Raw genomic sequence first — 25,813 nt, forward strand, 5'->3', positions numbered from 1 at the left:
CCCGACCCATGTATCTCTCAGGTATGATCTGAGGAGATCTGTGGGTCGGGCTCTTTTGACTGCTTCCTTATACGAGCATTTGATAGACCAAGAACAAGTTCAACGATACAACCAGACCGGAGATAATCCAGCCCAGAGTGGCTGTCATTTTGCGATTCACTAACCCGCCCATAATCTGGCGATTGCTTGTAAACACAACCAGCGGAATCAACGCGAACGCAATCCCAAAGGACAGGATCACCTGACTGATCACGAGCGCTTTGGTTGGATTCACACCAAAACCAATGATCGCTAGTGGCGGAATGATGGTAATCGCACGGCGCAAGTACAGGTTAATTCTTTTGTTGATGAAGCCTTGCATAACCACATCGCCAGCCATAGTCCCTACGGAGGAACTCGACAGTCCCGCAATGAGTAGTCCCAACCCAAACGAGATCGCCGTTACTGGCCCAGCTAAGTGACCAAATTGTTGAAACGCGACATCCAGATCCTCAACCACGAGACCATTTTTGAAAAACAATGCCGCGGAGACAATAACCATAGCCAGATTTACTGCACCTGCGATAATCATCGCAATAATAATATCTATAAATTCCAATTTGAAAATCTGTTTTTTCTCCGATTCATTCACCCCGACGATACGGTTCTGTGTAAGTGATGAATGCAGGTAAATCGCATGTGGCATCACGGTTGCACCTAGAATTCCTGCGGCCAATAGGATGCTGTCCACCCCTTCAAACTTAGGTGTAAACATGCCTACGGCAACTGCTCCCATATCCGGTTTAGCTACAATAACTTGAAAAGCGAAGGCTAATACGACTATAAGGATCATCGCGGCAATCCCTGCCTCTAAGGAGCGATATCCCCGGCGTTGCAGCTCTAGGATAGCAAATGAGCCCACCGCAGTAATCAGTGCTGCTGGCAGCATGGGAATATCAAATAAGAGATATAGTCCTAATGCCGCCCCGATAAACTCTGCCAGATCCGTAGCTATAATCACTAGCTCACTTTGAATCCATAAGAAGATAGATACACTCTTCGGAAAACGATCATGAGCGATCTCAGGCAAGTTCTTGCCTGTCGCAATCCCCAGCTTGGCGGATAACGCTTGGATTAGCACAGCCATTAGATTAGAGGCCACGATCACCCACAATAAGAGATATCCATATTTGGAGCCCGCCGTAATATTGGTGGCAAAATTACCTGGATCCAGATAAGCAACAGCAGCGATAAAAGCTGGGCCTAGAAAAGGAAGTAATCGTTTAATCCCTTTGATCTCCCCGTTAAGTACGGCTTGTGCTGAAATCGAGTTCTTATGTTGTTTTATATGTGGTTGTTCTACTAAAGTTTGTTCGAGCATTTCAATTCCTCCTCTTGCCCTGAAAAAGTTGTCTATATACACGAAAGTTTCCCCTGTGCAACTTATATTTAAAGTATATGCTTATTTCTGAAAAATGTAAACATGTTTCATATGGAATTTTCATTTGCTTGTTCACCAACGACTAGGCACAAAAAAAGCTGGACGATGATCAGGAATTACCCGATCTTCGCTCAGCTTAAGCTGCTTATGAATTTTTCTTCCAAGTGTCCTTGAGCGGTACTATCCGGTTCAGCACCAGCTTATCTGCCGTGGTATACTTCTTATCCACACAGAAAAATCCGTGCCGGATCAATTGAAATTTATCTTCTGGCCTTGCGTTGCCCATTGATGGCTCCAGCAAACAATCCTTCAGGACCGTTAAGGAATCTGGATTAAGATATGCGTCCCAGCGCTCACCGTCTTCTTTAGGACCGTCGTTATCTTTTAGCAGCCGCTCATATAGATGAACATCAGCCTTGATAGCATGGTCTGCCGATACCCAGTGAATGGTTGCCTTAACCTTCCGTTCATTAAACCCGCTTCCGCTCTTCGTTCTCGGATCATAGGTGCAGCGAAGCTCTAGGATTTCTCCGGTAACTTCATCCTTGATTACTTCATTGCACTTTATGAAATAAGCACCCTTCAGCCTTACTTCGTTCCCCATAGTCAGCCTGTGATACCCTTTTGGCGGCTCCTCCATGAAATCTTCTTGTTCAATATAAAGGGTTCGTGAAAAAGGAACCTCTCTTTCTCCAAGTGACTTATCTTCACTGTTATTCTCAATCGTCAGCCATTCATTATGATCTTCAGGATAATTAGTAATGACCACTTTTAAAGGCTTAAGAACAGCCATCACACTTGGAACCTTTGCCTTCAAATCTTGTCTAAGCGCATGCTCTAACATGGCAATATCCACAATGGTGCTATTTCTGACAAAGCCAATTTCCTTCACAAAATTCCGGATACTCTCCGGCGTAAAACCTCTTCTGCGTAAACCGCGAAGCGTAGGAAGTCTCGGGTCATCCCAGCCATCCACATAATGGCCTGTAACCAGCTGTCTGATATACCGTTTACTCGTCACAACTCCGGTGATGTTCACCCGTCCAAACTCTCTTTGCTTAGGAGCCTCAGGGATATCCAGCTCCTTCAATACCCACTCATAGAGCGGCCGATGATCCTTAAATTCAATCGAGCATAAGGAATACGTAATCCCTTCGATAGCATCTTGTATAGGATGGGCAAAATCATACATCGGATAGATACACCATTCGTTACCCGTTCTATAATGCTCCGCATGAATGATTCTGTAAATCACCGGATCACGTAAGTTGATATTAGGTGAGCTCATATCTATTTTAGCCCGCAACACTCTGGCTCCCGTTGGATAATCTCCAGCTTTCATCTCCGTAAATAACCGCAAATTCTCTTCCACAGAACGCTCCCGGAACGGGCTGTTTTTTCCCGGCTCCGTAAGCGTCCCTCTATAGGCTGTCACCTCTTCAGGTGATAAATCACAGACATACGCCTTTCCTTTTCGGATTAACGTAACTGCGCTATTGTATATTTTCTCAGAATAGTCTGATCCATAAAAAATATAGTCCGGTGGATAGCCCATCCATTGAATATCTTCGATGATGGCATTTACATACTCCAGATCCTCTTTTAAAGGATTGGTGTCATCAAAGCGCAAATGGAACTTCCCGCCATACTTTTTCGCAGTCGTATAGTTTGTATGAATAGCATACGCACTGCCAATATGCAGATACCCGTTAGGCTCCGGTGGAAATCTCGTGCATATATCTCTACTGTAAGTCCCTGCTTCCAGCTCTTCTTGAATCAATCTGTCGATGTAACTCTCTGTTAATACTTCCGGTTCCTCGTTCATTGGTGTTACCTCCTGTTTATAAGTGATATCCGCCTGCTTAATCTGCAAAATAAAAAGAACCTCACCTCCAAGACTTATGGTCTTGGGGACGAAATTCTCGCGGTACCACCCCAGGTTCATTAATATGTCGCCATATTAATCTCATCAAGTACGGCAAAACATCTTGCGCAATGCTTATACTCTAGCTCTATAACAGGAGCTCCTGTCATACCATCCCCTTAGTCGGGTTCCGATATGCCGCTCAGAGGCTTGTTTCGATAAAATCCCCCTTACCCTGTTCTCATCATCCAGGGCTCTCTGTGAAGGAATGATTTCATGTACTCTTCTCGTCATCGCGTTTGATTATTTTGTATAGGATACCAAAAAGATAACCCTATGTAAATGTGCTTATTCCCCGCTAAGCGTCGTTAGGAGCTCCAATACTACTTCATTGTCAGGCTCTGCAGCCAAAGCTCTACGCGCGTATTCCAATGCAGCAGCTTCAGCTCCTAGCTCATAGTTACAGATTGCCATGCTATACAGCACTGATGCCAATGGTTCTTCCGTATTCGCATGCATGGAGCGTTCTAAGTAACCCAATGCTTCCGCGAATTTATCCATTTCATACAGCAGCAACCCCGCATCTAGCGACAAATCATAACTCTGTTCCATCGGATAATAGCCCGTCCACATCAACTGTATACCTCGCTGTAGATCCAGCATTTCTTCATCACTGGCACCCGGCAGCAGCTCCGAAATCTGTTCAGCGCTATGGATAAACCATTCAGCATCATACCCACCCAAACGCCAAAAGGCCAAAATTTGCTGCAGCCCCATCGTATCTAATTGCTGATCCATCCATTCCTTCATACTAAAGAAATCATCCGGGCCAAAACGTTCTATAAACCGCTTGTAACCCAGCCGAGTGTTTGTATAGCTCAGCGGTGTTGGAAGCATAAGAATACAGCCGATGTTCAGGTTTTTATAGTGATGACTGGTGAATATTGAATGCGCACCCTTTTGTTTCAGCACATGCTCTATCGCATGATAATTCGCGGTCAAAGAGAAGCTTCCGTGATGAATCAGCAATGGAGGTTCTGCAAATTCCCAGTTCTCTAAGCGATGGTCTCCCTTATCCGCTGTAAGCAGCACGAATCCCTCTGTAGAGAGCCGCGCAAGCCGCTCCAGACAAGTAAGCCCCACCACCGGAAAGAGTATATGTGAATCCTCCAGCTTCTGCTGATAAAGCGTTATAACGTCATGATAGGGATAAGTCTCCTCTTCATAACTAGCCGCACGCCGATAATGGTACTGCGGGATGATTTTGCCGAGCGCATCGGAGGGGTTATCCGGATCAACTTCCGCCGAATACTGGATCGAAACCTCACATTCATATATTTTTCCTTCATCCACATAAATTAATTCTTGCGGAATGCTGTCAAAAAAGTAATTTGCCACAATCACCAATGGCTGCTGTAAATCACCCGGCCGAATGCTGAGCTTAGCGTGTACTAAATGTAGTTCTACATCCTGCACAGCATCAAAACGAGCGAAGTCCAAAATACCCTGCTCTACGTAAGGAAGTAGGCTCGGGTGCTGCTGCCAGCTGGATATATTTTTGGAAGGCAAATCACTCATCACATAACGAAAAGGAGGAAGAGGAATATCTGCGTAGTCTACGATTTCACATAACTTTTTAAGCACATGGAAGGCTAACCGGCCTGCTCCCGCTCCAAGTTCTAGAATCGTAACGGTCTCTGAGAGATGCCCTTGTCCAGCCCGGTCTTGCAGAAATCCAAAGATCATCTCTGCGTATGCTGTCGCAATCATAGGGTTACTCGTGATGTACTGCGGGACCTGATCATTATTCCAAGCCTTTAATCCCTGCTCTTCATAATATGTTCGTTGCAATTCCCATATCGGTGCTTCGCTGAAGCGATATTGCTGTTCTTTGTTACCTGTCATCTGTTTCTTTACCCGCTCTCTGTCTAGCTTGTTGGAATAATCTATAGCAATTGCCTTATTGCGCTCTCAAGGTGCGTGACCTGAAAATGACGTATTCAGCCTCTGTTGGAATGGTAGCGGAAAATGATAATAATGCCGTCTTGGAGGTTGAGGAATCAGGTCCTTTCAACGTTTGATAAAAAGAATTCCCTTTACTGTCCACACTCACCAGCTCTAATTCCGCGTTTCCTTTAGGGATGATGAATCCGGAGGTATTTTGCACGCCTAAGGTCAATCTATATTCTTTCCCGGCCTGAGCCTGCGTTAGCATAGTAGGATATAACGGATACGGATGTGCTGTCGTTTCGAGTGGATAAGGAGCAAGCGCACGATCTGCCTCAGGCTTCACCCATTCCTCCCCTTTTCTGGCTCCAATACCAAGGGTTAATTTATTCACATTATTAAATTGCACTTCCCAGCGAAAAGACTTAAGCCCTTCTAAAATGGGGGACGCCGGAACAAACAGAGTGCCATCCTTTATCTCTGGAGCAACGCCTAATGAATCTACGGTCTCCCCATTAAAATCTGCCTCTAGCTGCCCTGCTTTAATATTTCCTACCGATCGGTCCAGCAGTGAAACAGTAATACTCTTGCTCAGAGCGTCATAGAGCAAATCTGCGCCAATCGCATTGGAGAAGGCTCGAATCGGCACCATTAATTTACCTGCTTTGAAATAAGGGGCGAGTTTACCTGGAAAAAGCACGTAATATCCCCCGTATGACAGTGGCATTACCTGTGTCCCTAACTGGACAGCCGCCGACACCGATGTAGGTGTAACCGCAGATCCCGCGGCGAACATAATCACTAATAGACCTATTACATAAGCTTTTATTTTCCCTAATCGTTGTAAGGACTCCTTGATGTGAATCATCACAAACCCCTCTCCAGTTCATCTAGAACCTTAGCCTCTATTAGTAATAATCAATGATGACCCTACACATGTCAACTTGTACCACTTCTGCTATCCATCATAAAAGACAGCATTCCGCATATATTTTCATTGAACGCTTAAGGAACAAGAAAGGAGAACATCTTATGACTTCTGCTGGACAGGATTCGGCAAACAAAACAAACATCCCCCAGCCCATCCGAAGTGATGGCACAGGGGGATTAGATAAAGGACCCCGCGATGTTATGCGGGATCTTGAGAACCCGGATATGTTCGTACCTCCGGTGACTGATGCGGGCCTGGTTCCCAATTTAAAATTTTCTTTCTCTGATGCGCATATGCAGCTTAATCATGGTGGCTGGTCCAGAGAAGTAACACTCAGAGAACTCCCTATCGCAACTACACTGGCAGGTGTGAATATGAGCCTGACCCCCGGTGGAGTACGAGAGCTTCACTGGCATCAGCAAGCGGAATGGTCTTATATGCTGTTAGGCCGCGCCCGGATTACTGCTGTGGATCTGAATGGACGGAACTTTATAGCAGATGTAGGACCTGGTGATCTATGGTATTTTCCGCCGGGTATTCCTCACTCTATACAAGGTCTTGAAGAAGGCTGTGAATTTCTCCTTGTCTTCGACGACGGAAGCTTCTCTGATCTGAATACCTTGTCTATTTCCGATTGGTTCACCCATACGCCCAAAGAGGTACTTTCAGCTAACTTTGGAATACCTGCCGAGGCCTTCGACTCCATCCCCACTGAACAGGTTTACATTTATCAGGATCAAGTTCCCGGCTCATTACAAAGCCAAAAGGTGCAATCGCCGTATGGAGAAATTCCACAGAGCTTCAAACATTCGCTGTTGGCACAGCCTCCATTGAAGACTCCTGGCGGGAGCGTCAGAATCGTTGACTCCAGCAACTTTCCGGTCTCCAAGACCGTGGCTGCTGCACTGGTAGAGATTGAACCTGGAGGAATGAGAGAGCTCCACTGGCACCCCAACAACGATGAGTGGCAATATTATCTTACCGGAAAAGGACGGATGACTGTGTTTGCCGGAAACGGTGCAGCACGTACCTTTAATTACAGGGCTGGCGATGTTGGGTATGTTCCTTTTGCATTTGGACATTATATTCAGAATACAGGAGAAGAGTCGTTGTGGTTCCTCGAAATGTTCAAAAGTGACCGTTTTGCCGACGTCTCTCTGAACCAATGGATGGCTCTCACTCCCCATGAATTGGTTCAAAGTAATTTGAACGTTGGGCCCGAAGTGATCAATGCCTTACGGAAAGTGAAATGGCCCGTGGTGAAATACCCTAAGTTAAAAGAATAGGTTACTTCCTCCCTTTGCTTATTCACCCGTCTCCGCAAATTGTTTGATTCTTTCACCAATCTGGTCACGCACATGCTGGAACACTGCCCACTTCTCTTCATCACTCCCTTGCGCTTTTGCCGGATCATCGAAGCCCCAGTGTTCCCGTTTGACCTTCGGAGGGGTCATTGGACATTTATCCGCAGCATCTCCACATAAGGTAATGACCAGATCGGCATTATTCAGCAGATTAGCATCAATAATATCCGAAGTCTGGCCGGAAATATCTATGCCTACTTCGCTCATCGCTTGTACAGCTTTTGGATTTAGACCGTGAGCTTCAATACCTGCACTGTACACGCTCCATTCTTTTCCTAGATATTGCTTAGCCCAGCCTTCAGCCATCTGACTTCTGCAGGAATTCCCTGTACATAAAAAATAAATCGTTCTCTTGTTCATCTTGATCTTCCCCTGTCCAAATTAGTTAATCAACAACCACATATAAAGACCTAAAAGCGTAATAAATAACGTTGGAATGGTTAAAATAATACCTGTCTTAAAATACGTTCCCCAAGAAATCTTCACGCCTTTAGCCGAAAGTACATGTAGCCACAGCAGTGTGGCGAGTGAGCCAATCGGAGTGATCTTCGGTCCTAAGTCCGAGCCTATAACATTCGCATATATTAAAGCCTCTCTAATGATTCCAGTGGTATGCGTCGCATCAATGGCAAGCGCGTCAATCAGAACGGTAGGCAGATTATTCATCAGCGATGAGATCAATGCAGCTATGAAGCCCATACCCATCGTTGCGGCAAATAAGCCCTGATCAGCAATAGACCCAATCATCTTAGCAAGTAAATCCGTCAGCCCAACATTTCGAAGTCCATATACTACGACATACATTCCAATGGAAAAGAACACAATCGCCCAAGGCGCTCCTGTAATCACTTCTTTCACCTTGACGTAAGGGCTTCTTCTCGCGAGAAGCAGGAACAAAATAGCTATGATCCCCGCAACCACAGATACCGGAATACCCAAAAATTCGCTGACAAAATACCCTACCAAAAGAACAGCCAATACAATCCATGACAGCTGGAACATTTTTTTGTCTTTAATCGCCTCATGCGGATCTTTTAGCTGTGAATCGTTAAAGTGCTTGGGAATACTTTTGCGAAAAAAGAAATAGAGCACTACGATGCTCGCCACAAGTGAGAACAGCGTAGGTATAATCATCTTGCCTGCATACTCCATAAACGTAATCCCGAAAAAATCCGCTGATACGATATTGACCAGATTGCTGACCACGAGCGGCAATGAGGTGGTATCGGCAATAAAACCGCTGGCGATAATAAACGGAAATACTTTTTTCTCATCAAAATGCAGCGCCCTTACCATCGCAAGCACAATAGGCGTAAGAATCAGAGCCGCTCCATCATTCGCAAAAAATGCAGACACTAACGCACCAAGAACGATGACATACACAAACATTCGTCTGCCATTCCCGCGGGCAGCCCGCGCCATATGTAAAGCAGCCCATTCAAAAAATCCGATTCGATCCAGAATTAAAGAAATCAGAATAATAGCCACAAACGCTAAAGTAGCATTCCACACGATCTGCGTTACATCCAGAACATCATTAAAGCTGACTACCCCAGCTAGCAAAGCTATGCTCGCGCCACCGCAGGCTGACCATCCAATCGATAAATTACGGGGCTGCCAGATTACAAGGATTAAAGTTACTAAAAATATAAGGATAGCTACAATAGCCAAAGTGCCATCCCCCTTTTACTGCAAATCCACATCTTTTTCAACACTCCTATATAAGCATGTGACTTCAATCCAACATCATTATATAACTATATGATTATATATAGATCAAAAAAAACCTTACCTAAATTTAGTCGCAGCATGGCTCTTTAGCCTCTTTATTCAGTTCAGCCAATATCGATTTGGAACTAGGCATCTGTTGAAGAACAGCTTTAAGATGTGGTTTATCTTCGACATTTAACGAATAATGTACCCACTGTCCCCGCTTGCTTTCCCGAACGATTCCTCTACTTTTCAATTTCCGTAAATGCTGGCTAATCGCCGGCTGGGAGATGTCAAAGATATCAACGAATTCACACACGCACCATTCCCGCTCTTTCAGAAGAGAAAGCATTGCCAATCGGGTCTTATCTCCGAACAGCTTCAAGTCTTCAGCAATTTCCATTAGTGTCTGCATTTCCTTCTCTCCTCCTCTCGAAAGTATATAAGCTAATACTTATATTCTAGTGAACTTACCATTGGGAAGCAAGAGTTAATTTTTAGCGGGCTACCGTCCACTCATGCTCCAACATACTGAACATCAAAGAATCCCGCCATCCATCTTTAATAAGCAAAGCATCCCTTAATCTTCCCTCATAGGTCATACCTATCTTGGTGAGCACCTTGGATGATCCGCTATTTCTAGGGTCACAGGTCGCGTATATTCGATGTAGTTGCAGTCCTTCAAAACCAAATTTCAACATTCGTCTGGCCGCTGCTGTAGCGACTCCCTGTCCCCAGGCATCAGGATGGACAATATAGCCGATTTCGCCGCTTCTGTCCGTATGGCTTCTAATATTTAATTCAATCATGCCGATCAAATGTTCAGTTCCTACTGCAACTATGGCTTGCGCGAACCGAGTTCTGGGAACTTTTTGAGAGTCTTCTATTGCTTGGTTCACAAATGAAAGGGTCTGCGTTTGCCTTAAGCTTCAGCCCGTTAACTATTCATAGGGTTGAGAGACAGGGATCGAGACAATAAACTGAGTTCCTTCCCCAACCTTGCTCTCCACTTCTATTTTACAATCATGCATTTTTAGAATTTTTAATACAATAGATAATCCAAGTCCATTCCCTTTATGAACGCTGCTCCGCGCTTTATCCACCATATAAAAACGATCAAAAATGCGGGGCAATGCTGCCTCTGGTATGCCTTGACCAGAATCTTTAATAGAAACCTTCACAAACGCTATAGAACGCTCGATTTCGACATGAATGATACCCTCTTGGCTTGTATATTTTATAGCATTATTGATTAGGTTTTGCCAGACTTGATCAAACAAATCTTTATCCACCGTAATTTGGCAGGGTAATAAATCCAATTCTATCTGAATGTTTTTCTGTGCCCATTGTGGCTCCGCCAGAACGATCGCTCTTCTTAACTGTTCATCCAGCTGAAAAGTGGTGAGATTAACCGGATGATGTTCTGAATCAAGCGACGCTAATCTAAGCAGATTGTCACTTAGGCGGGATAAGCGCAGCGTTTCCTGATAAATAATATCCAGATGTTCTTTTTGCTCTTCTACTGGAACCACACCATCTTGCAGCGCTCTAGTAAACCCTCTAATGGACGTAAGCGGAGACTGCATTTCATGAGAGACATTGCTGACAAAATCATCACGAACAGAGTCTATCTTTTGCAGCTCACTAGCCATATGATTAAAGCTTTCCATCAGTTCCCCGAACTCATCTTGATTTTTATGCGTCAAGCGCACAGATAAATCGCCTGATGCCATTTTTTTAGCTGCTTCCGTCAGACGTTTGATAGGCTTAACAATGAATCCGGACATCAAGAGAATCAGTAAACTTCCAATGACTAAAACCGTTAGAAGTGTAAAAAACACGTTGCGTCTGAATGTGATCAAGCTCGACGAAAAATCAATTTTAATGATGAGCGCAGCTTTCTCCTTATCTACGATGGGAATGCCAACAATAGCAACACCAGACTTATCATTAAGCATCACTGCGTCTGTGGAATCCGGCTTAAATAGAGCGGCAACCTTCTCCTTATCCACTGAAAAAACAGCATCACTCCACTCATTCACTCTCACTTTCGCAATATCGACCCCATATTTATTGAGCAGTTTAGTAAATGCCTGTGCTTTTTCCGGATCATCGATTAGGGTAAGCACTTTGGCTACGTCTCCAGCTACTCTAATGAAGATATGGTTTGGGGTCACATTATTTTCGGAAAACCGTACATTTAGCAAAAAAGAGATCATTAAGCTGACGATCACAATCCCAATGAACGTAATGACAATACGCAGACGCAGGCTTTTTTTCAACATTCAGGCCAACTCCAGACGGTATCCAAGTCCTCTTACCGTAGAAATAATTAGCTCGGGAATCGATTCAAGTCTTTCTCTCAGACGTTTGATATGCACATCTACCGTACGCTCGTCGCCTTCATAATCGACACCCCAAATATTTTCTATGAGCTGAGAACGCGTGAATATTTGCCCTGGCGAACCCGCCAGAGCAAATAACAACTCACATTCCTTTTTCTTCAACTCCACCGTTCTCTGAGCCGTAACAACGTTCAAATTCCCCAGATCAATCATCACTGCGCCTAGTTGAATCACACTCGAGGAGGTTAAATGATATCTTTTTAATAGTGATTTTACCCTCAGGACCAATTCAATGGGATCAAACGGTTTGACTAAATAATCATCTGATCCGGCATTAAATCCTCTGACTTTGTCCTTAGATTCTCCTCTAGCTGTAACCATCAGAATTGGAATATCGATATAAGACCGGATATCTTCGGTCAATTCAATACCATCTACATTTGGCATCATCACATCTACAATCACCAAATCGATCTTTGTATGCGCTAGAATGTCTAATGCCTCTTGACCGTCTGCTGCTTCCACTACGGAAAATTGGTTTTTTTCAAGATATAATCGTATTAATCTACGGATATGAGAATCATCATCCGCCACTAGAATCGTGTTCATCTCTCAATTTTCCTCTCTGCTAACCTATTTATTCATATCGTAGAGATTCCATTGGATCCAGTTTGGCAGCCTTAGAGGATGGCATCAAACCGGCGATAATACTAATCAGGGTACTCACAACGATCCCAAATAACACATAATAACCGGATAGATTAATAAGTTTCACTCCAAAAGCATTGTCCAAGAGAATATTTAACACATAACTAATGACAATGGCAAAGAGTACCGCAAAGATACCGCTGAATACACCTAATAAAGCTGATTCAGAAAAGAATATACGTTTGATATCTTTTTTCCTTGCGCCAATTGCCCGAAGAATCCCAATTTCCTTAGTCCGTTCCACTACACTGATATATAGCACAACCAATATCATGATCCCTGATACGAGAAGTGAAATCCCGGCAATACCAGAGAGAACTATAGTAGCCATATTCACATAAGTTGTGATTCGCTCCATGATTTTTGCCGATTGAGAACCTGAGAATCCAGCATCAACAGCGGCTGCATTAATATCATTCACATATTTCATATCGGTTGCAAAAGCATTAACTTGAATTGGACCTATTGTAATCCCCTTGTCAGCATACATTTGCTCCAAAGTCTGCGCTGGAAGATAACCCGTGGGTTGCATTTGCGCTCTTGGATCAGTGCTTTCATAAATACCAGAGATAGTGACTTCTTGTTCCAATGTGATCGGTTTATGCTTAGCATCCATTTCATTAATATATAGATAAATCGATTTCCCTACTAAAGACTCTGGACTGTCATTTCCGCTTAATTTACTTGCCGTTTTCACGGGTAATAATATCTCTTTGCCCTCTGGAAAAGCCCCTGCGGTAATCGTCTCTTTAGCAAAAGCATCCGTTAAGGTTGTTAATTGTGTAAGACTAACCGTCTGATCTGCATAAACCATAGTAGATTTGCCCGAAATGGAAGTGATGGTTTCTACATAATCAACATTTGGAATATTTCGGATGGTTTCAATATCGGCAGCCGTAAACGTTTCGCCGGGCAACATCATTGCCTCTGGACCTTGCATGCCTTTAGCTTCTTCACTGGGTTTAGTTATATCCACGAGTAAAGGATCCATACTTGAATTAATTTCGTCATTCATATAGTTCGTAATTCCATTCCCTAAGGAAAGCATCAACAGTACGCTTAAAATACCAATAGACCCACCCAAAGCTACCAATACATTACGTTTGGCGTTGAGTTTCATGTTCTGCAGAGCCATTTTAAAAGATGCAAATAAACTGAGATTCCGGGATGACCCCTCTCCTCCATCGTAACTAATCAAAGAGCGGTCCTTTAACTGAATATCATCTTTAATCCGTCCTTCTTCCACCTTTACGATACGGGTACCAGAGTCGGCTACTTTCTGTGAGTGGGTCACGGTAATGACCAATATCCCTCTTTTGGCTATGCTGTCCAATAAGGCTAAAATTTGATCGCCGGTATCCTTGTCCAAGGCCCCTGTAGGTTCATCTGCCAAAATAATATCAGGATTATTCGCTAGCGCGCGGGCGATGGACACTCTTTGCTTCTGTCCACCGGACAGCTGATTGGGACGTTTTTTCAGGTGCTCTTTCAAGCCTACCTCAGTCAAAATATCTATAGCACGTTTATTACGGTCCTTCTCACTGGTATCCGTCATCTGCATCGCCACTGTAACATTCTCCAAAACTGACAGATGTGGGATCAGATTGAAATTTTGAAAAACGAAACCAATATTGTTCTTACGATAATCATCCATTTCCTTTTCGGTCATCGTGCTTAAATTCTTTCCGCGGACAAGGACCTCGCCCTCATAATCGGAGTCCATTCCCCCAATGATGTTCATCAGTGTGGACTTTCCGCAGCCAGACTCACCTAGAATAGAGACGAATTCACCTGTCTCAAAGCTTAGATTCACATCATGGAGTACTGGCACCTTTTCTTTACCGTACAAAGTATATGATTTCTTTACATGTTTAACTTCTAATATTTTCATTTGTTTCTCTTCCTCTCCTGGTCATGCTCTATATCTCTTTTGATGTTTCATATCCTAACAAATTTGTGTGAACTGATAATGAACTGGATAGCCATATGGAAGAGTCAGAGCTACAGCAGATATTTAGGTTAAGCAATATAAAAAGGCGAATTCACACTCAAAATGAGTGGAACTCGCCTTTTCTATTCGGCTTATTTTCAAAAGAAATTAGTGCATGAGGTAATAAGCTAATCCTCCAACTTGTTTTCCGGCGTAATAAACGATGTCTATAATCACCACTGTTAATACAAATTTCGAGAGCAGCGGATATTTCTTAAATAAAGGCTTTATATTTTTCTCTATGTACTCCATTCGCGCGCCTCCTTTCTTAAGCTAGTGCTCTTTTTCGGATCAGCCTAATCTGGCCTCTATGATTGATTTCATCCTCAAAAACGTGAAACCACATAAAATAGTAGTTCGCAGGTTTGTTATGCCAGAATTCCTCTTCAGTATATAACCAATTATCATCGACGGTTGCGAATAATTCATAAGTCTTTTGTCTAACTTCATTTAGGCGATCTAAATAATAGCTAAGGTCATTCCCCTTAATATTGGCTCGTCCTTCGTCGCCTAAATTTAATGCTGGTCCCCATTTTGTTAGCTCTTCTTCAGACAAATCTCTTTGCTCAAACGTTGCCACTTGATATGCATATTCTACAGCAGCGTAGTGCAATAATAACGCTCCAATAGAGTTACTCTGAGCATCCAATAAATAATCCAGTTGTTCCACAGTTAGACCCTTAACGGCTTCTAATGTTGTATATCTTGCATAGTTCATCATGGATAAAAGTCGGCTGATTTGCGGGGAGTAACCTGGGATATCTGTAATCAAAAATATTTGGTTCATGTCAATCATATGGATGTTCCTCCTTGATTTATTCAGAATAATACTCTAAATACCGGAATGGTTCAGAATTATGAATTACAGGTAATGACGATCAAGATGTCAAAGTGAGGTGCTTAACACCATGAATAAAACTAACAAAACTATGTATTGGGTTGTATGGGCTTCAACTTAGAAAGTCTCCATCCTAACAAGACCTAGTCGCTTCCCTTCCACTATAGCTTCGGATCTGGAATGTACACTAAGCTTCTCAAAGATTCTCGTCAGGTTATACTCTACAGTCCTTTGTGACATTAAAAGCTTGCTGGCTATGTCTTTATTGCTTTTTCCACTAGCTACTTCTTGGAGTATTTCCTGTTCTCTTTGATTAATGGACACTTCTTCAAGCAGCCGATTATCCTGGTGATTAGAAATCTTGATATCATTTCTTCGTAGCTGTTTAAGTAAAGACACCGGAATGACCGCCTCATTCCTCAGCGCACAACGAATGGTATTTAACAACTGTTCCCGGGAAGCTGTTTTAGAGATAAATCCTGTGACCCCTGACTCCATCAAAAGATTATAGTGAGCACTGATCTCATATCCGGTATAAATCACCACTTTAGATTCAGGATCACGTTGAACGGCTCTTTTGGCGAATTCAAGTCCGCTGATGGTAGGCATGTTGAGGTCGCATAAGATGACATCAAATTCTTGTTGCTCCAGCCTATCCAAAGCTTCCATCGCTGACAAAACAAAAGTAACCTCCATATCCGCGTCCTGCTCAATCATAGTTTTAGTTCCTTCTCCGACTGAAGGATGATCATCAACCAACAAGATACGTATCATCGTCATCGCCTCCTCTGTGCTTTTCTTCTACAAAAGCCATTGTCGGTAAATAAATAATAACCTCCAGTCCCTTCCCTTTCTCCGAGGTAAAAGTGCACTTCCCCTCTAAGCTCGCAACACGTTCTTTGATTCCAGACAGGCCCATATGCTGAAAAGATTCCCTGATATCAACTATATTCATGCCAATCCCATCATCCTTATATCGAAAATAGAGGTGCTCTTGCTGGTCCAGCTCAATTTCAATCTGATTCGCCTTGGCATGTTTCCCGGCATTCCGCAGGAGCTCCTGTACTATTCGATACAACGCAATCACCAGGTCTTCACTTAGCTCACCAATCGGACTGGATGTAAAGGTGATAATGTAGTTGGACTGCAGCTGGGCATACTCAAACAATAGTTCCAGTGCCTTCACAATTCCGGTCTCTCTTAGCAGCGGTGGACGCAGTTCATTGCAGGTCTCCCTAATCTGATATATCACATCCAGAAGTCCCTCTTTAATCTGAAGCAGCTCTGGCAAAATATCCGCCTCAATATCATGATCGGAGATCAGTGTTTCCAGCCTGCGAAGCCAAATGAGCTGATCCTGAAGAGCAGAATCATGTAAATCCGCCGCCAGCTTTCTGCGTTCTTTCTCTGATAAGTTAAAGATCAGGCGTAGAACCCATGGTGCTGCATGTAGCTCTTTTTTCATCTCTGCTTCAAGGTCTTCAATCAAGCCTTCAATAAGATATAAATTCTCATAGACAATACTCGCATAATTTGCGAGGGTATTTAACCAGTTAAGCTCATCCGAATTAAGCTTTGTATGGTTCTTCTTATGATCAATCCAGAGGAGATGAAATTTTTTTTGGTGACGTCCAATTACGAGTAAGATCCCCTGTTTGAGTTGAACTACTTCTCCTACCTTAAAAACTGGAGATTTCGATACAAATTCTATGTTGATCTCTTGGCCCGAATTGTCGACTATTTGTTCGAGGTTACTCATATCCTCATCTCTCTCAAAAAAAGCAGACCGACTAACCGGTAAAATCTCATTGATTTCCTTGTAAATTGCAGCCTCCAAATCAGACCGCTTCATAACCTTGGAGATTTGCTTCGAGAATCGCTCCAGACTACCTTGATAATGATAAAGCTCACGGAACAGTTTAGGCCGGAAATAATAATCTATTTTCTCCTTAAAGAATAAAAAGATTGTAATAGATAAATATACAACCAAAAACATCTGAATCCATTTGATCCAATCATACTCTTGCCTGCTCTGAATGATCGCAAGTACGGCTACAATCATTAGCGCCGGAAAAAAAGCAATTAATAAATAATATTTAAACCGATTAAAAGCGAAATCAATATCAAATAGTTGCCTAGCCGTCAGCAGATAAAAATAAGTAACTGGCATCAAAAACAAAAAGATCGTAGTAATTTCGTAAGGAATCAGGTTGACCCCAACAGCAATGGGTGCAGCTGAGAAGAGAACAAACGGTGTAAACGCAAGGATTTGTCCGGTAAGCATAATTTTAAACATCGATTTAAGCGCTGTGCTTCGATAAGTAATGTATAAATATAGCAGCTTAAATATGCTGTAAAAAATTCCAAAAACAAAGAACCCAATAATAATTAACCTTACAAAGGAATACAAGGATCTATCCCAGGAGTAAACCATTAGACTGGAGGTGGAAAATAGGCTTAGTAAAATGACCAGGCCATAGTATATTTTGATTACAGTAGTAGATAGAACTAATACATCAAATCGTTTCAGATATACTTGGAGAAAGTGAATAAAAACCAGTGGAATTAAAGGCAACACGCTACCCATCGCGATTCTACCTATAAGATCAGATCTACTTGAGGCATATCCCGCAAAGTAAGTTATTCCGACTAATAAAAAGAATAAAATCAGCAGCTCTGCTGAGCGATCCCCGCTTTTCCTGCGGTATAATAGAAGGCTTAACACTGCCAAAAAAACAAATGTCGCTCCAGGGACTACAAGCTGGGTAAACGTATGATAGATGGAGGACTTATTCTCAATATCATAATGCAAAGCAAGTGGAGCCCCCCCTTTGGAGTTACGAAGAAGGTCAACGGATTGAACCTGAGTTAAGCTTCCATATCTCACAGCTTCATCCACTTTATCAATCGGTTTCCCATTAACCCGTAATAAGATATCCCCTTCCCTTAAATTCTGTTTATACCCTTCGCTTGAAACGTCTGCCTCAGCAATATAATATTGCCCTTCTTCATTCTGCTCCAGACCAACGCCAAGCAAGATGTTAGAGTGAATGACCCACACAAAATGAATAATAAGAAAAACAAAAAGGCAAAGTAACCCTGATATGAATAACTGGCGGAGTTTTACTGTCATTTCAAATCCCCCGAACGAACAAAATTATACATATCTCTATTCTTATTTGGTATTCCCCTACCATTTTATATGAATCACAAAGGAAATTATATACTTTTATGCATGATATTCCTTCTCCTCTAAATATCCGCATTGAATTATAGCTCTATCCTGGCTTTTTGCTGGTTCACTCTGTGGTTTCGATTCAGAATCCATATAGCTGCGCAGCTATATAAAATCACTGGAACCCAACCACTCTCCCCGGCTACATACTCCAACATAGGTGAAGAACTGACAGTAATATTGTGCAAAACACTATCTACAGCATTATTAGTTCCGTGTAAAAGCACTGCCGGCCAAATACTACCGGAGGTCAGACGCAGTTCATTTATAATGATGCCCGCAAACATAACAGATAAGGTAAAGAGCACCACCACGAGCCAGCGGCTTCCAGAGGAATGATAAGCACGCGGCCCAAGAATCGCCGGATAATGCCATATAGCCCAGATTAAGCCCATTGTTACACTAGAACTTACTCTTCCCATCCATTGAAAACGCGGGAGCAGCCAACCCCTCCAACCGATCTCTTCCCCCAAAGCAGATAATGAACCAAGAACAATGTAAACGAGCAAATATATAGCAGTCTTGATCCATGAATCTGGAGAAATTAAGCTTGAGTTCCATCCCATCCAATAGACAGCATATCCAGCTCCCAGTGAACCTAAGGGAATAACTAAAGCCAATATGTATTCTTTGCCTCCCCTAAATTTGAAGCCCAACCTTCTCCATCCCTCAGCACTGTATCCATCTCTCACAATCAGAAACATCATGATACATACTGTGAAAAAAGGAGTAAATCCATACAGACCTTGCGCCGATTCCGGAAGCAGCAACATCCCTAACGCCATTGCCCATACGATAATAATAAATAGAAGAGATTGTTTCTTGTCTGAGAGCAATATTATCACCTAACCTTTTTAGATATAAGGAACTATATCTTCCTATTTAATCCAATTGTATATAACCAGGCAGGACGTTTCACCGAAAACAACGTTCGTTAAAACCACAATTCTTTTGCGGTACTGCTTATCTGTATGCCGCAAAGTCTTCAGTAAGGTTGTCCTAAAAATAGTGAAATGGTGAGCGATGTGCGATGTGCAGCGTAAGTGTAAACTAATTAGGGAAATACTCCCTGAAAATAGCCGATTTTGGCTCTAAAAGGACGAAATCAGGGAATTCCTCCCTAATAATCAGAGGGATTTCTTTATTAGTTACTGAATCGGCCAAAATTCAGGGAAGTTTTCCCTAATTATAAGTCTGATGAACAAAATTCTCTGAATTTTAGGGAGAAATCCCCTAATTGCTGTATAAGTGCTTCACTTATTGCATCATTTGGAGCATCATTAGGTACGCCCCATGATTCAATTGGTTATCAAATAAAGGATGCTCCGCCGTAACATTAGAGACCAGGTGGCTTTACTTTTGCCCCTAATCTACTGAAACAAACAGTAGTTGACCAAAAATGCAGAACAGCGATTCCCCGATATTAGGAGAATCGCTGTTCTGTTTGACTTTTATGGTTTTGGGCATGAACGTTTTGGGGACAGCCTTTTTCTAACTATACGTTATCTTAATAGGTCCACCAGTTACCAGACATAACGATCATCGAAAACAGCTTGATGCTGTCTTCATAGTAATCTTCTGCAGCACTGCTTGCTGTGTGGCTCCAGAGAGAATTCAACCAGCTTTGGTAAGTTGATGAGGTCATCGCACTGACTCCAAATGGAGCATAGAAGGCACCGCTATTGTAACTTCCAAATACGGTTCCGTTTAGCTTATACCCATCTTTTATACTACCAGGTGTACTGCTTACTTTAGTCTTAATCCAGCTATTCATCTTATTGAGCTGCGTAAGCGCCCTGCTGTCTCCAGTAATCAAATAATCTGTTGCGATCCGCCATGGGGTACGACAAGAATTGTAATTGTAATTCCCGTCATTGGCATCCTCAAGGAAATTCGCCGCAGCAGGTTTATACACACCCCCAGAGTAAACTACGAAATCAGGCAAGAGCCCAGTGCTAGAGCTATAACCCGTATAAAGGCTATTTATAATCGTGTACGTTTTATCGATAACATTCGTCCAGCGGGTATCTCCTGTAGCCTGTTGGAATGCTTTTAAATGATTTAGCATGAAATCAGAAGGTCTAGTTGCCGTATTATACGAGCCGCTATTCGCCCAGTCACCTAGACGGATCGTCCACTGTGTCTGGTTAATCTCATTGTCCATAATCGCATTAATAATATCTTTTGCAGCTTGTAAATAATTGATTGTACCACTACTTCCCCACTGCTTGTCCGCAAGCAGCAATGAGAACGCTATATCCATATCTCCATCTGTAGCAGAGTCCTCGCCTTCAATATTTTGAAAGCTGCTGTTTTGCTTCCAGGACATCAAATAAGGGTTAATTGCACTTGGGTGAGCCTTGTAATAATTATATAAGCCGTCAAAATAAGTCTGAGCATTGCTGTCATAACCAGCCATCAAAACTGTGAACAACATCCCGTAACCATGTGCTTCAGATACCGTTTCTCCATCTGAATTATACTTAACGTAATATTTGCCAGTGCCAGCTGGTTTGAGATAGGCCGTTTTCCACGCATCCCATTTGGTCTTCACTGAATTATCCATACTGGTCTGGGTTACATTGTTTGGCTTGATAGATCCACTCGTGTAGGTGGTATGTTGCGGAAAAGGTTTGTTCACTGCTGCAAACGCGGAACCGGCAGGAAGAATACTAATTACCAAGCATACGACAATAAGGCTTTTCCAACTCAACCTAAGCTTTGCATCCTTCTTCATCATTCATTGCCTCCTCTTCAATTGTGGTAATAAATTTGAAAGAAAACAGTAAGCTAATTCGTATTCGCTATCATTGTAATACAGAATATGGAATTAATATATAAGCAATTCCATTAATAGATCATTAGTACTATATATCTGAGACTTAGATTTGTTCTCACTCCTCAACTAAAAAAAGGATGGTTCCACAACCAACTTCATTCATGGCTGTGCAAACATCCTTTAGATAAAAATCCATTCGCTATTCTCGTAATTTATTCAATTTGAATCGATACGCAATGTATGGAAGACCCGGAAAGACCAACATACAAAGTGTGACCACTACTAACACCAGGCTGATATTCCTCACGATCTCAGGTAACCATCCATTAACGCCCAAGATCGCTAGGAAGATAAAAGCAATCAAAGCTATAAGCAATGGCAAGGCTACTTTGCTCATCGTTTTCTTTTCACGTTCATATTTGTCAATGAGGGTCCCTGTGTCCGAGTAGATAGGCGCCGTGCCTGCAGCTGCCCGAAAGATATGAAACCCATTTCCGGCAGAACAGACATATGTCCATCCGGCATCTTCAAAAATCAAATAATACTCCTCATCGACATTCGTGTGATAATCTACACTGTACTCAAGATTCTGGGGATCTCCCTTTCTTAACTTATAACCAAAAGGTGCAAAGCTCTCCAGGAGCCAGCCCCTTTTGGCATACTTACTCAATTTCTGCATATCTCCTTTTTCAGTAAAAGCTAAGCCCCCGCTGGTCACATATTTTGTATTCTTCATGCCTATTCCCCACCTTTTATTTGAGAATTTGTTCTGCATGTCTAATCATTTTTTTTCGGCGCTCTACTTCTTTTCTTAGCAATCCAATTCCTTTTTCCGTTGCAATATACGTTTTTCGTTTGTCGTCCTCTTCTTCTTTATACAGCTCAATAAATTCAGCCGCTAACAGCTTCTTAATGGTTGTATACATGGAAGCAGGCCCAATTGAAAATTGATTGTTCGTCATCGTTTCGATTGATTTCATAATCAGATATCCGTGTTTGGCTTCGACTAAAGACAAGAGAATATAAAATGCAGTGTCTGTGAGCTCTCCCATTTCCAATGAGTCCGTTCTTGACACTTAATCACCTCCTCATATGTATCATCAAAAGATATATCATTAAATGAACTATATCTTTTAATGATACACTTGTCAACTGCTGGCATAAAATTCAAACTACCTTCTCATACTAGGTGAAGAATATGGAGGTGAATGTCATGCCCAAAAATAGTGCCAATCCCAAAGAAGCTCCAGGAAAACATCAACCAAGTAAGAAAAACAATGCGGAGAATAACAACAATTTCAATGAAGCCGCTCAGATGGTGAACATCGATAAGGCTGCTGATTATGTGCCCAGCTTAAACGGTGTCTCCAAAACTGATGTTTAAGCTATACCGCTAATAACTTCTTCAAACAAAAAAACACTCCTCAGAATTTTCTGAAGGAGTGTTTCAATCCGTAGCAGTTTCATTTCAAGCTCTCTAACTCAGCAGTCACTTTTTCAATTAAGTTCACGAAGGAAGCCAGCTCTTGAGAGCTTTTGACCTGATCCTTGGAATACATGGAGTTGTGTTCCGATTCTTTTTTCACCTTGGAAAGGGTGGCATTGATATTGTCGAGTTTCTGGTCAATGGTTACCAGTGAATCCTTTGAGCGACGGGCTAGCTTACGAACTTCATTAGCCACAACTTCAAAACCTCTTCCAAACTCCCCAGCTCTGGCTGCTTCAATAGCCGCATTTAGGCCTAAAAGATGCGTATGATCAGCCACTTCTCTAATCATCGTACCCACTTGATGAATAGACTCCACCTCTTTGTCCAAATATAATACCGTTTGATGCGTTTTCTCTTGATAATCAGCATTTTTACTAGCTAAACTTTCTATCGATTCACTGCTATCCTTTAATTGAACCATCAAAGATACCAGCTCCTGAACGGCTGAACTCACTCCTGTAAGCAGGTGATTTTGCTTCTCCAGCAAGTTTTCTATTTTTGCTTTTTCATCCACTTCATAGGCTTCAAGAACGAGCTGTGAATCGAGATTAAACATCTTGGTTAAGGCATGAATAACAGGCTTCCATTCGTTTGGTAATATCCGTTCAAAATAAGCAGTAGCCAAATCCAGATATAATATGTACGTCCCCAAATACCAATTCGTTGTTAATCCAATACGAGAATGGATTTTCCCGATAAGCAAACGTCTTTCAATAAATGCTTCATCGATCACACCAGCGGCCATGGATAAAAAATACCACTGCTGTGTTTCTTTCAATCGATCCAGTGTACTGTGCTGCTCAATGATGAGGAGCAGCTCTGGCTCCATCGTCATCTGTTTATACAGCTCCTCAACCAATGAGCTAACGATTAAGTTGAATTCTTTCTCCTTGCTTTTTAATAATTCTAAATCAGCCTCATTAATCCCTATGTAGCTAACTTGCTGGAGTCGTTCTGGACTAAGATTGATCATACCGTCGTTAACATCCCTCTCATAACTGTTTATTTTTCTCAGCCATCCCCTATGGCATCTATATCTCTTGATTATAAAGGTATTATTTCAATAAATTTTAACACTATATTTACCTATATTACTTAATAATTTTACAAAACCTCACTAGTTGCCCTTAGATTTGGCTTCCTATTCATGAATAAAGGGCTGCCGCAGCAGCCCCTTCAGTTTCAAGCTTTAAATTACGCCGCCATTTCACGGCAAACTTTTGCACAAGCAAAACAAGCTTCTGCACATTGCTGGCAATGTTCATGATCATGCTTTTGGCATTCGTTGCCGCAGGCTTCACAAGCTTCTGCACAAGCTAAACAAATCTCTTTTGCATATTTACTGTTCATCGACATGGCATGAGCTGCAAACTCGCATATATCTGCACATTCACGATCCAGGCGAATGCACTCCTTCATCATCCCCACATGATCCTCATCCAAACAAGCAGAGTAACAGTGATTGCAAGCTATCATACATTTTAAACACTCTTCGATACACTCTTTGTAGTTTTGATGTGCCATAACACATTCTCCTCTCAAATCATAAATTAGGATAGTCCCCTACTCTATATATACCCAATTTGAGCAAATAAAAAAGGATTCCGGGGAATCCTTCCGATTGATCAATTATCTAATTAATTTATTGATGGTAACTAATAGTTCATCCAGTACCTCGTTCTCACCTTCCTGGATACGTTCCACTACACAACTTTTCATATGATGCTCCAGCAAAAGCTTGCCCACGCCGTTCAATGCAGATTGGACCGAGGAGATTTGATGCAGCACATCATCACAATAGGTGTCTTTTTCAATTAACCCTTTTAGCCCTCTAACCTGACCTTCAATTCTATTGAGCCGGCTAATCAAATTCTTTTTAGTTTTATCTGAGTGATGACTTTTCCGCTCATCCGTACTGCATGATTCATGCTCGTGAGTCAGATTATCCATGCACCGATCACCCCTTTCCTCGTATTTTTATTATACTATAGCCCCCCTATTCTATTCAAAAAATAAATCATTGATTAGATTTTCAATTCTTCATGAACTATAGCGAAAGTTTCAACCTGAATGGTTGTATGTTGAATTTTGAAATGATCGGCAATTAACCGAATAGCTTGCTGCAAAATGTGTTGCCCATCTGCTTCCTCTTCAATTAAGATATGACAGCTGAGTGAATCTAAACCCGAAGTAATGGTCCAGATATGCAGGTCATGAACATTTCTAACCCCCTCAATGCTTTCGAGGATTTCCTTTACTTCAGCTGGATTAATTGTAATCGGGGTGCCTTCCATAAGGACGTGAACGGTATGTTTGATAATTCCCCATGCCCCTCTAAGAATCAATAGAGCAACCAGTACGCTTATGATTGGATCAGCAACATACCAGCCAAAAATCATCATGATTAAACCGGCAATAATTGCCCCTACTGAACCTAAAGCATCACCAAGCACATGGAGATAAGCACTACGGAGATTAATGTTATTTTTTACATCCCCTTTTCTCATAAGCGACCATGCACTAGCCACATTGGCTAAAAGACCAATACTTGCGATCAGCATCATAGATCCGCTGGCAACTGTCGGCGGCTCAAAAAACCGCCCATAAGCTTCTACAATAATAAATCCAGCAACTACAAATAAAGTAACTCCGTTTAAGAGTGCCGCCAAAATTTCAAATCGATGAAAACCATACGTTTTGTTCGGAGAAGCAGGTTTAGTTGCAAACCAGACCGCTACTAGGCTTAATGCTAGAGAGCTTGCATCGTTTAGCATATGCCCACTGTCCGATAACAGGGCTAAGCTGTTAGTAATCAACCCACCAAAAAACTCCAAAAACATAATTCCAACCGTAATGATCAACGCAATCAAAAGCCCTTTTTTATTTCCACTAGGATCAAAATGTTGATGCCCGTGAGAGCCATGGGAGTGACTGTGTCCTTCATGAGCGTGGTCGTGGTTACTGTGATCGTGATTGGACTGTTGCCCGTGTACATTCTCGACCTGATGATTGCGTTTGTTCTTCTTGTTCATCATGCTTAACCTCCTATTACCTTCAGCTAGATAGTATTCGTAGCCCTGCGCAGTTACATTCAAAAGCTCCAGTTAATAATAACATATGAGCATGTGTTCATATGTTATTATTAACTGGATTTTTCTTCTTGTCAATAAAAAAGCAACAAATGATTGTCTCT

General features: G+C 42.2%; 25 protein-coding genes and 1 other annotated feature. Of the genes, 2 read left to right on the forward strand and 23 right to left on the reverse strand.

Annotated elements, in window-relative coordinates:
• Positions 1–67: 67 nt before the first annotated feature.
• From NST40_RS27460 to NST40_RS27475, 4 genes are all read right to left on the reverse strand, one after another.
• Positions 68–1,360 (reverse strand): Nramp family divalent metal transporter, encoded by a 1,293-nt coding sequence (locus NST40_RS27460; RefSeq protein WP_076219332.1) that lies wholly within the window; start codon positions 1,358–1,360, stop codon positions 68–70.
• Between the two features lie 205 nt (positions 1,361–1,565).
• Positions 1,566–3,245 (reverse strand): glutamine--tRNA ligase/YqeY domain fusion protein, encoded by a 1,680-nt coding sequence (locus tag NST40_RS27465; protein ID WP_342410180.1) that lies wholly within the window; start codon positions 3,243–3,245, stop codon positions 1,566–1,568.
• An 81-nt stretch (positions 3,246–3,326) separates the two neighbouring features.
• Positions 3,327–3,587: a binding site (T-box leader), on the reverse strand.
• 45 nt (positions 3,588–3,632) lie between these two features.
• The gene (locus NST40_RS27470; RefSeq protein ID WP_342410181.1) at positions 3,633–5,189 is read right to left on the reverse strand and encodes an SAM-dependent methyltransferase; all 1,557 of its coding nucleotides are present in this window, start codon (positions 5,187–5,189) and stop codon (positions 3,633–3,635) included.
• A 55-nt stretch (positions 5,190–5,244) separates the two neighbouring features.
• A complete protein-coding gene (locus tag NST40_RS27475; protein ID WP_341003939.1) occupies positions 5,245–6,099 on the reverse strand; it encodes a copper amine oxidase N-terminal domain-containing protein in 855 nt (284 codons plus the stop codon).
• A 164-nt stretch (positions 6,100–6,263) separates the two neighbouring features.
• Between NST40_RS27475 and NST40_RS27480 the strand changes: the two genes are divergently transcribed.
• Positions 6,264–7,448: an oxalate decarboxylase family bicupin gene (locus NST40_RS27480; RefSeq protein WP_342410182.1), complete on the forward strand. Its 1,185-nt coding sequence runs from the start codon at positions 6,264–6,266 to the stop codon at positions 7,446–7,448.
• 18 nt (positions 7,449–7,466) lie between these two features.
• Here the strand turns inward: NST40_RS27480 and arsC are convergent, their stop codons facing one another.
• From arsC to NST40_RS27555, 15 genes are all read right to left on the reverse strand, one after another.
• Positions 7,467–7,886: an arsenate reductase (thioredoxin) gene (gene arsC, locus NST40_RS27485; RefSeq protein ID WP_076304789.1), complete on the reverse strand. Its 420-nt coding sequence runs from the start codon at positions 7,884–7,886 to the stop codon at positions 7,467–7,469.
• Between the two features lie 21 nt (positions 7,887–7,907).
• On the reverse strand, positions 7,908–9,197 hold the full coding sequence (locus NST40_RS27490) for an arsenic transporter (RefSeq protein WP_312151011.1): 1,290 nt from the start codon (positions 9,195–9,197) through the stop codon (positions 7,908–7,910).
• A gap of 127 nt (positions 9,198–9,324) precedes the next feature.
• Entirely contained in the window at positions 9,325–9,651 is a 327-nt protein-coding gene (locus NST40_RS27495; RefSeq protein ID WP_076185465.1) for a metalloregulator ArsR/SmtB family transcription factor, read from the reverse strand.
• 82 nt (positions 9,652–9,733) lie between these two features.
• Positions 9,734–10,135, reverse strand: a complete 402-nt coding sequence (locus NST40_RS27500; RefSeq protein WP_341003943.1) for a GNAT family protein — start codon at positions 10,133–10,135, stop codon at positions 9,734–9,736.
• A gap of 42 nt (positions 10,136–10,177) precedes the next feature.
• Complete coding sequence (locus NST40_RS27505; RefSeq protein ID WP_081392613.1) at positions 10,178–11,521, reverse strand: HAMP domain-containing sensor histidine kinase; 1,344 nt, start codon at positions 11,519–11,521, stop codon at positions 10,178–10,180.
• A complete protein-coding gene (locus NST40_RS27510; protein WP_076128780.1) occupies positions 11,522–12,190 on the reverse strand; it encodes a response regulator transcription factor in 669 nt (222 codons plus the stop codon).
• 28 nt (positions 12,191–12,218) lie between these two features.
• Positions 12,219–14,180, reverse strand: a complete 1,962-nt coding sequence (locus NST40_RS27515) for an ATP-binding cassette domain-containing protein (protein WP_312151014.1) — start codon at positions 14,178–14,180, stop codon at positions 12,219–12,221.
• Positions 14,181–14,387: 207 nt separating this feature from the next.
• A complete protein-coding gene (locus NST40_RS27520; protein ID WP_162636847.1) occupies positions 14,388–14,531 on the reverse strand; it encodes a hypothetical protein in 144 nt (47 codons plus the stop codon).
• A 16-nt stretch (positions 14,532–14,547) separates the two neighbouring features.
• Positions 14,548–15,066, reverse strand: coding sequence for a DinB family protein (locus tag NST40_RS27525; protein ID WP_341004327.1), 519 nt, complete (start codon positions 15,064–15,066; stop codon positions 14,548–14,550).
• A 168-nt stretch (positions 15,067–15,234) separates the two neighbouring features.
• Complete coding sequence (locus tag NST40_RS27530; RefSeq protein ID WP_341003945.1) at positions 15,235–15,891, reverse strand: response regulator transcription factor; 657 nt, start codon at positions 15,889–15,891, stop codon at positions 15,235–15,237.
• Entirely contained in the window at positions 15,869–18,250 is a 2,382-nt protein-coding gene (locus tag NST40_RS27535) for an ATP-binding protein (RefSeq protein WP_342410183.1), read from the reverse strand. The genes NST40_RS27530 and NST40_RS27535 overlap by 23 nt, the downstream gene beginning before the upstream one ends.
• 137 nt (positions 18,251–18,387) lie before the next feature.
• Positions 18,388–19,188 (reverse strand): CPBP family intramembrane glutamic endopeptidase, encoded by an 801-nt coding sequence (locus tag NST40_RS27540; protein WP_342410184.1) that lies wholly within the window; start codon positions 19,186–19,188, stop codon positions 18,388–18,390.
• Between the two features lie 671 nt (positions 19,189–19,859).
• Complete coding sequence (locus tag NST40_RS27545; protein WP_254847763.1) at positions 19,860–21,092, reverse strand: glycosyl hydrolase family 8; 1,233 nt, start codon at positions 21,090–21,092, stop codon at positions 19,860–19,862.
• Between the two features lie 238 nt (positions 21,093–21,330).
• Complete coding sequence (locus tag NST40_RS27550) at positions 21,331–21,867, reverse strand: DUF2812 domain-containing protein (protein ID WP_342410185.1); 537 nt, start codon at positions 21,865–21,867, stop codon at positions 21,331–21,333.
• A gap of 16 nt (positions 21,868–21,883) precedes the next feature.
• Complete coding sequence (locus tag NST40_RS27555; protein ID WP_342410186.1) at positions 21,884–22,207, reverse strand: PadR family transcriptional regulator; 324 nt, start codon at positions 22,205–22,207, stop codon at positions 21,884–21,886.
• A 137-nt stretch (positions 22,208–22,344) separates the two neighbouring features.
• Here NST40_RS27555 and NST40_RS27560 point away from each other — a divergent pair, with 137 nt between their 5' ends.
• Positions 22,345–22,515 carry a hypothetical protein gene (locus NST40_RS27560; RefSeq protein ID WP_155288200.1) on the forward strand — a complete coding sequence of 57 codons (171 nt, stop codon included), beginning with the start codon at positions 22,345–22,347 and terminating at the stop codon, positions 22,513–22,515.
• A gap of 79 nt (positions 22,516–22,594) precedes the next feature.
• On the opposite strand, the gene NST40_RS27565 is transcribed toward NST40_RS27560, so the two are convergent.
• The 4 genes from NST40_RS27565 to NST40_RS27580 form a co-directional block, all read right to left on the reverse strand.
• Positions 22,595–23,593, reverse strand: a complete 999-nt coding sequence (locus NST40_RS27565; protein WP_076219251.1) for a globin-coupled sensor protein — start codon at positions 23,591–23,593, stop codon at positions 22,595–22,597.
• Positions 23,594–23,814: 221 nt separating this feature from the next.
• Entirely contained in the window at positions 23,815–24,144 is a 330-nt protein-coding gene (locus NST40_RS27570) for a four-helix bundle copper-binding protein (protein ID WP_076185472.1), read from the reverse strand.
• Between the two features lie 105 nt (positions 24,145–24,249).
• Positions 24,250–24,570, reverse strand: coding sequence for a metal-sensitive transcriptional regulator (locus NST40_RS27575; protein WP_076128794.1), 321 nt, complete (start codon positions 24,568–24,570; stop codon positions 24,250–24,252).
• A gap of 74 nt (positions 24,571–24,644) precedes the next feature.
• Positions 24,645–25,652 carry a cation diffusion facilitator family transporter gene (locus tag NST40_RS27580; protein ID WP_342410926.1) on the reverse strand — a complete coding sequence of 336 codons (1,008 nt, stop codon included), beginning with the start codon at positions 25,650–25,652 and terminating at the stop codon, positions 24,645–24,647.
• Between the last annotated feature and the right edge of the window lie 161 nt (positions 25,653–25,813).

Origin of the sequence: Paenibacillus sp. FSL R10-2778, assembly GCF_038593035.1 — a bacterium.
Classification (GTDB): Bacteria; Bacillota; Bacilli; order Paenibacillales; family Paenibacillaceae; genus Paenibacillus_AQ; species Paenibacillus_AQ odorifer.

Excerpts from the sequence above, each read along its gene's own strand:
- NST40_RS27465 (WP_342410180.1), bottom strand. The coding sequence starts at position 3,245 with ATGAACGAGGAACCGGAAGTATTAACAGAGAGTTACATCGACAGATTG.
- NST40_RS27525 (WP_341004327.1), bottom strand. The coding sequence starts at position 15,066 with ATGAACCAAATATTTTTGATTACAGATATCCCAGGTTACTCCCCGCAA.
- NST40_RS27580 (WP_342410926.1), bottom strand. The coding sequence starts at position 25,652 with ATGAACAAGAAGAACAAACGCAATCATCAGGTCGAGAATGTACACGGG.
- NST40_RS27520 (WP_162636847.1), bottom strand. The coding sequence starts at position 14,531 with ATGGAGTACATAGAGAAAAATATAAAGCCTTTATTTAAGAAATATCCG.
- NST40_RS27560 (WP_155288200.1), top strand. The coding sequence starts at position 22,345 with ATGCCCAAAAATAGTGCCAATCCCAAAGAAGCTCCAGGAAAACATCAA.
- NST40_RS27575 (WP_076128794.1), bottom strand. The coding sequence starts at position 24,570 with ATGGATAATCTGACTCACGAGCATGAATCATGCAGTACGGATGAGCGG.
- NST40_RS27515 (WP_312151014.1), bottom strand. The coding sequence starts at position 14,180 with ATGAAAATATTAGAAGTTAAACATGTAAAGAAATCATATACTTTGTAC.
- NST40_RS27480 (WP_342410182.1), top strand. The coding sequence starts at position 6,264 with ATGACTTCTGCTGGACAGGATTCGGCAAACAAAACAAACATCCCCCAG.
- NST40_RS27505 (WP_081392613.1), bottom strand. The coding sequence starts at position 11,521 with ATGTTGAAAAAAAGCCTGCGTCTGCGTATTGTCATTACGTTCATTGGG.
- NST40_RS27470 (WP_342410181.1), bottom strand. The coding sequence starts at position 5,189 with ATGACAGGTAACAAAGAACAGCAATATCGCTTCAGCGAAGCACCGATA.
- NST40_RS27565 (WP_076219251.1), bottom strand. The coding sequence starts at position 23,593 with ATGATCAATCTTAGTCCAGAACGACTCCAGCAAGTTAGCTACATAGGG.
- NST40_RS27475 (WP_341003939.1), bottom strand. The coding sequence starts at position 6,099 with ATGATTCACATCAAGGAGTCCTTACAACGATTAGGGAAAATAAAAGCT.
- NST40_RS27460 (WP_076219332.1), bottom strand. The coding sequence starts at position 1,360 with ATGCTCGAACAAACTTTAGTAGAACAACCACATATAAAACAACATAAG.
- NST40_RS27530 (WP_341003945.1), bottom strand. The coding sequence starts at position 15,891 with ATGATACGTATCTTGTTGGTTGATGATCATCCTTCAGTCGGAGAAGGA.
- NST40_RS27535 (WP_342410183.1), bottom strand. The coding sequence starts at position 18,250 with ATGACAGTAAAACTCCGCCAGTTATTCATATCAGGGTTACTTTGCCTT.
- NST40_RS27570 (WP_076185472.1), bottom strand. The coding sequence starts at position 24,144 with ATGGCACATCAAAACTACAAAGAGTGTATCGAAGAGTGTTTAAAATGT.
- NST40_RS27550 (WP_342410185.1), bottom strand. The coding sequence starts at position 21,867 with ATGAAGAATACAAAATATGTGACCAGCGGGGGCTTAGCTTTTACTGAA.
- NST40_RS27545 (WP_254847763.1), bottom strand. The coding sequence starts at position 21,092 with ATGATGAAGAAGGATGCAAAGCTTAGGTTGAGTTGGAAAAGCCTTATT.
- NST40_RS27495 (WP_076185465.1), bottom strand. The coding sequence starts at position 9,651 with ATGCAGACACTAATGGAAATTGCTGAAGACTTGAAGCTGTTCGGAGAT.
- NST40_RS27510 (WP_076128780.1), bottom strand. The coding sequence starts at position 12,190 with ATGAACACGATTCTAGTGGCGGATGATGATTCTCATATCCGTAGATTA.
- arsC (WP_076304789.1), bottom strand. The coding sequence starts at position 7,886 with ATGAACAAGAGAACGATTTATTTTTTATGTACAGGGAATTCCTGCAGA.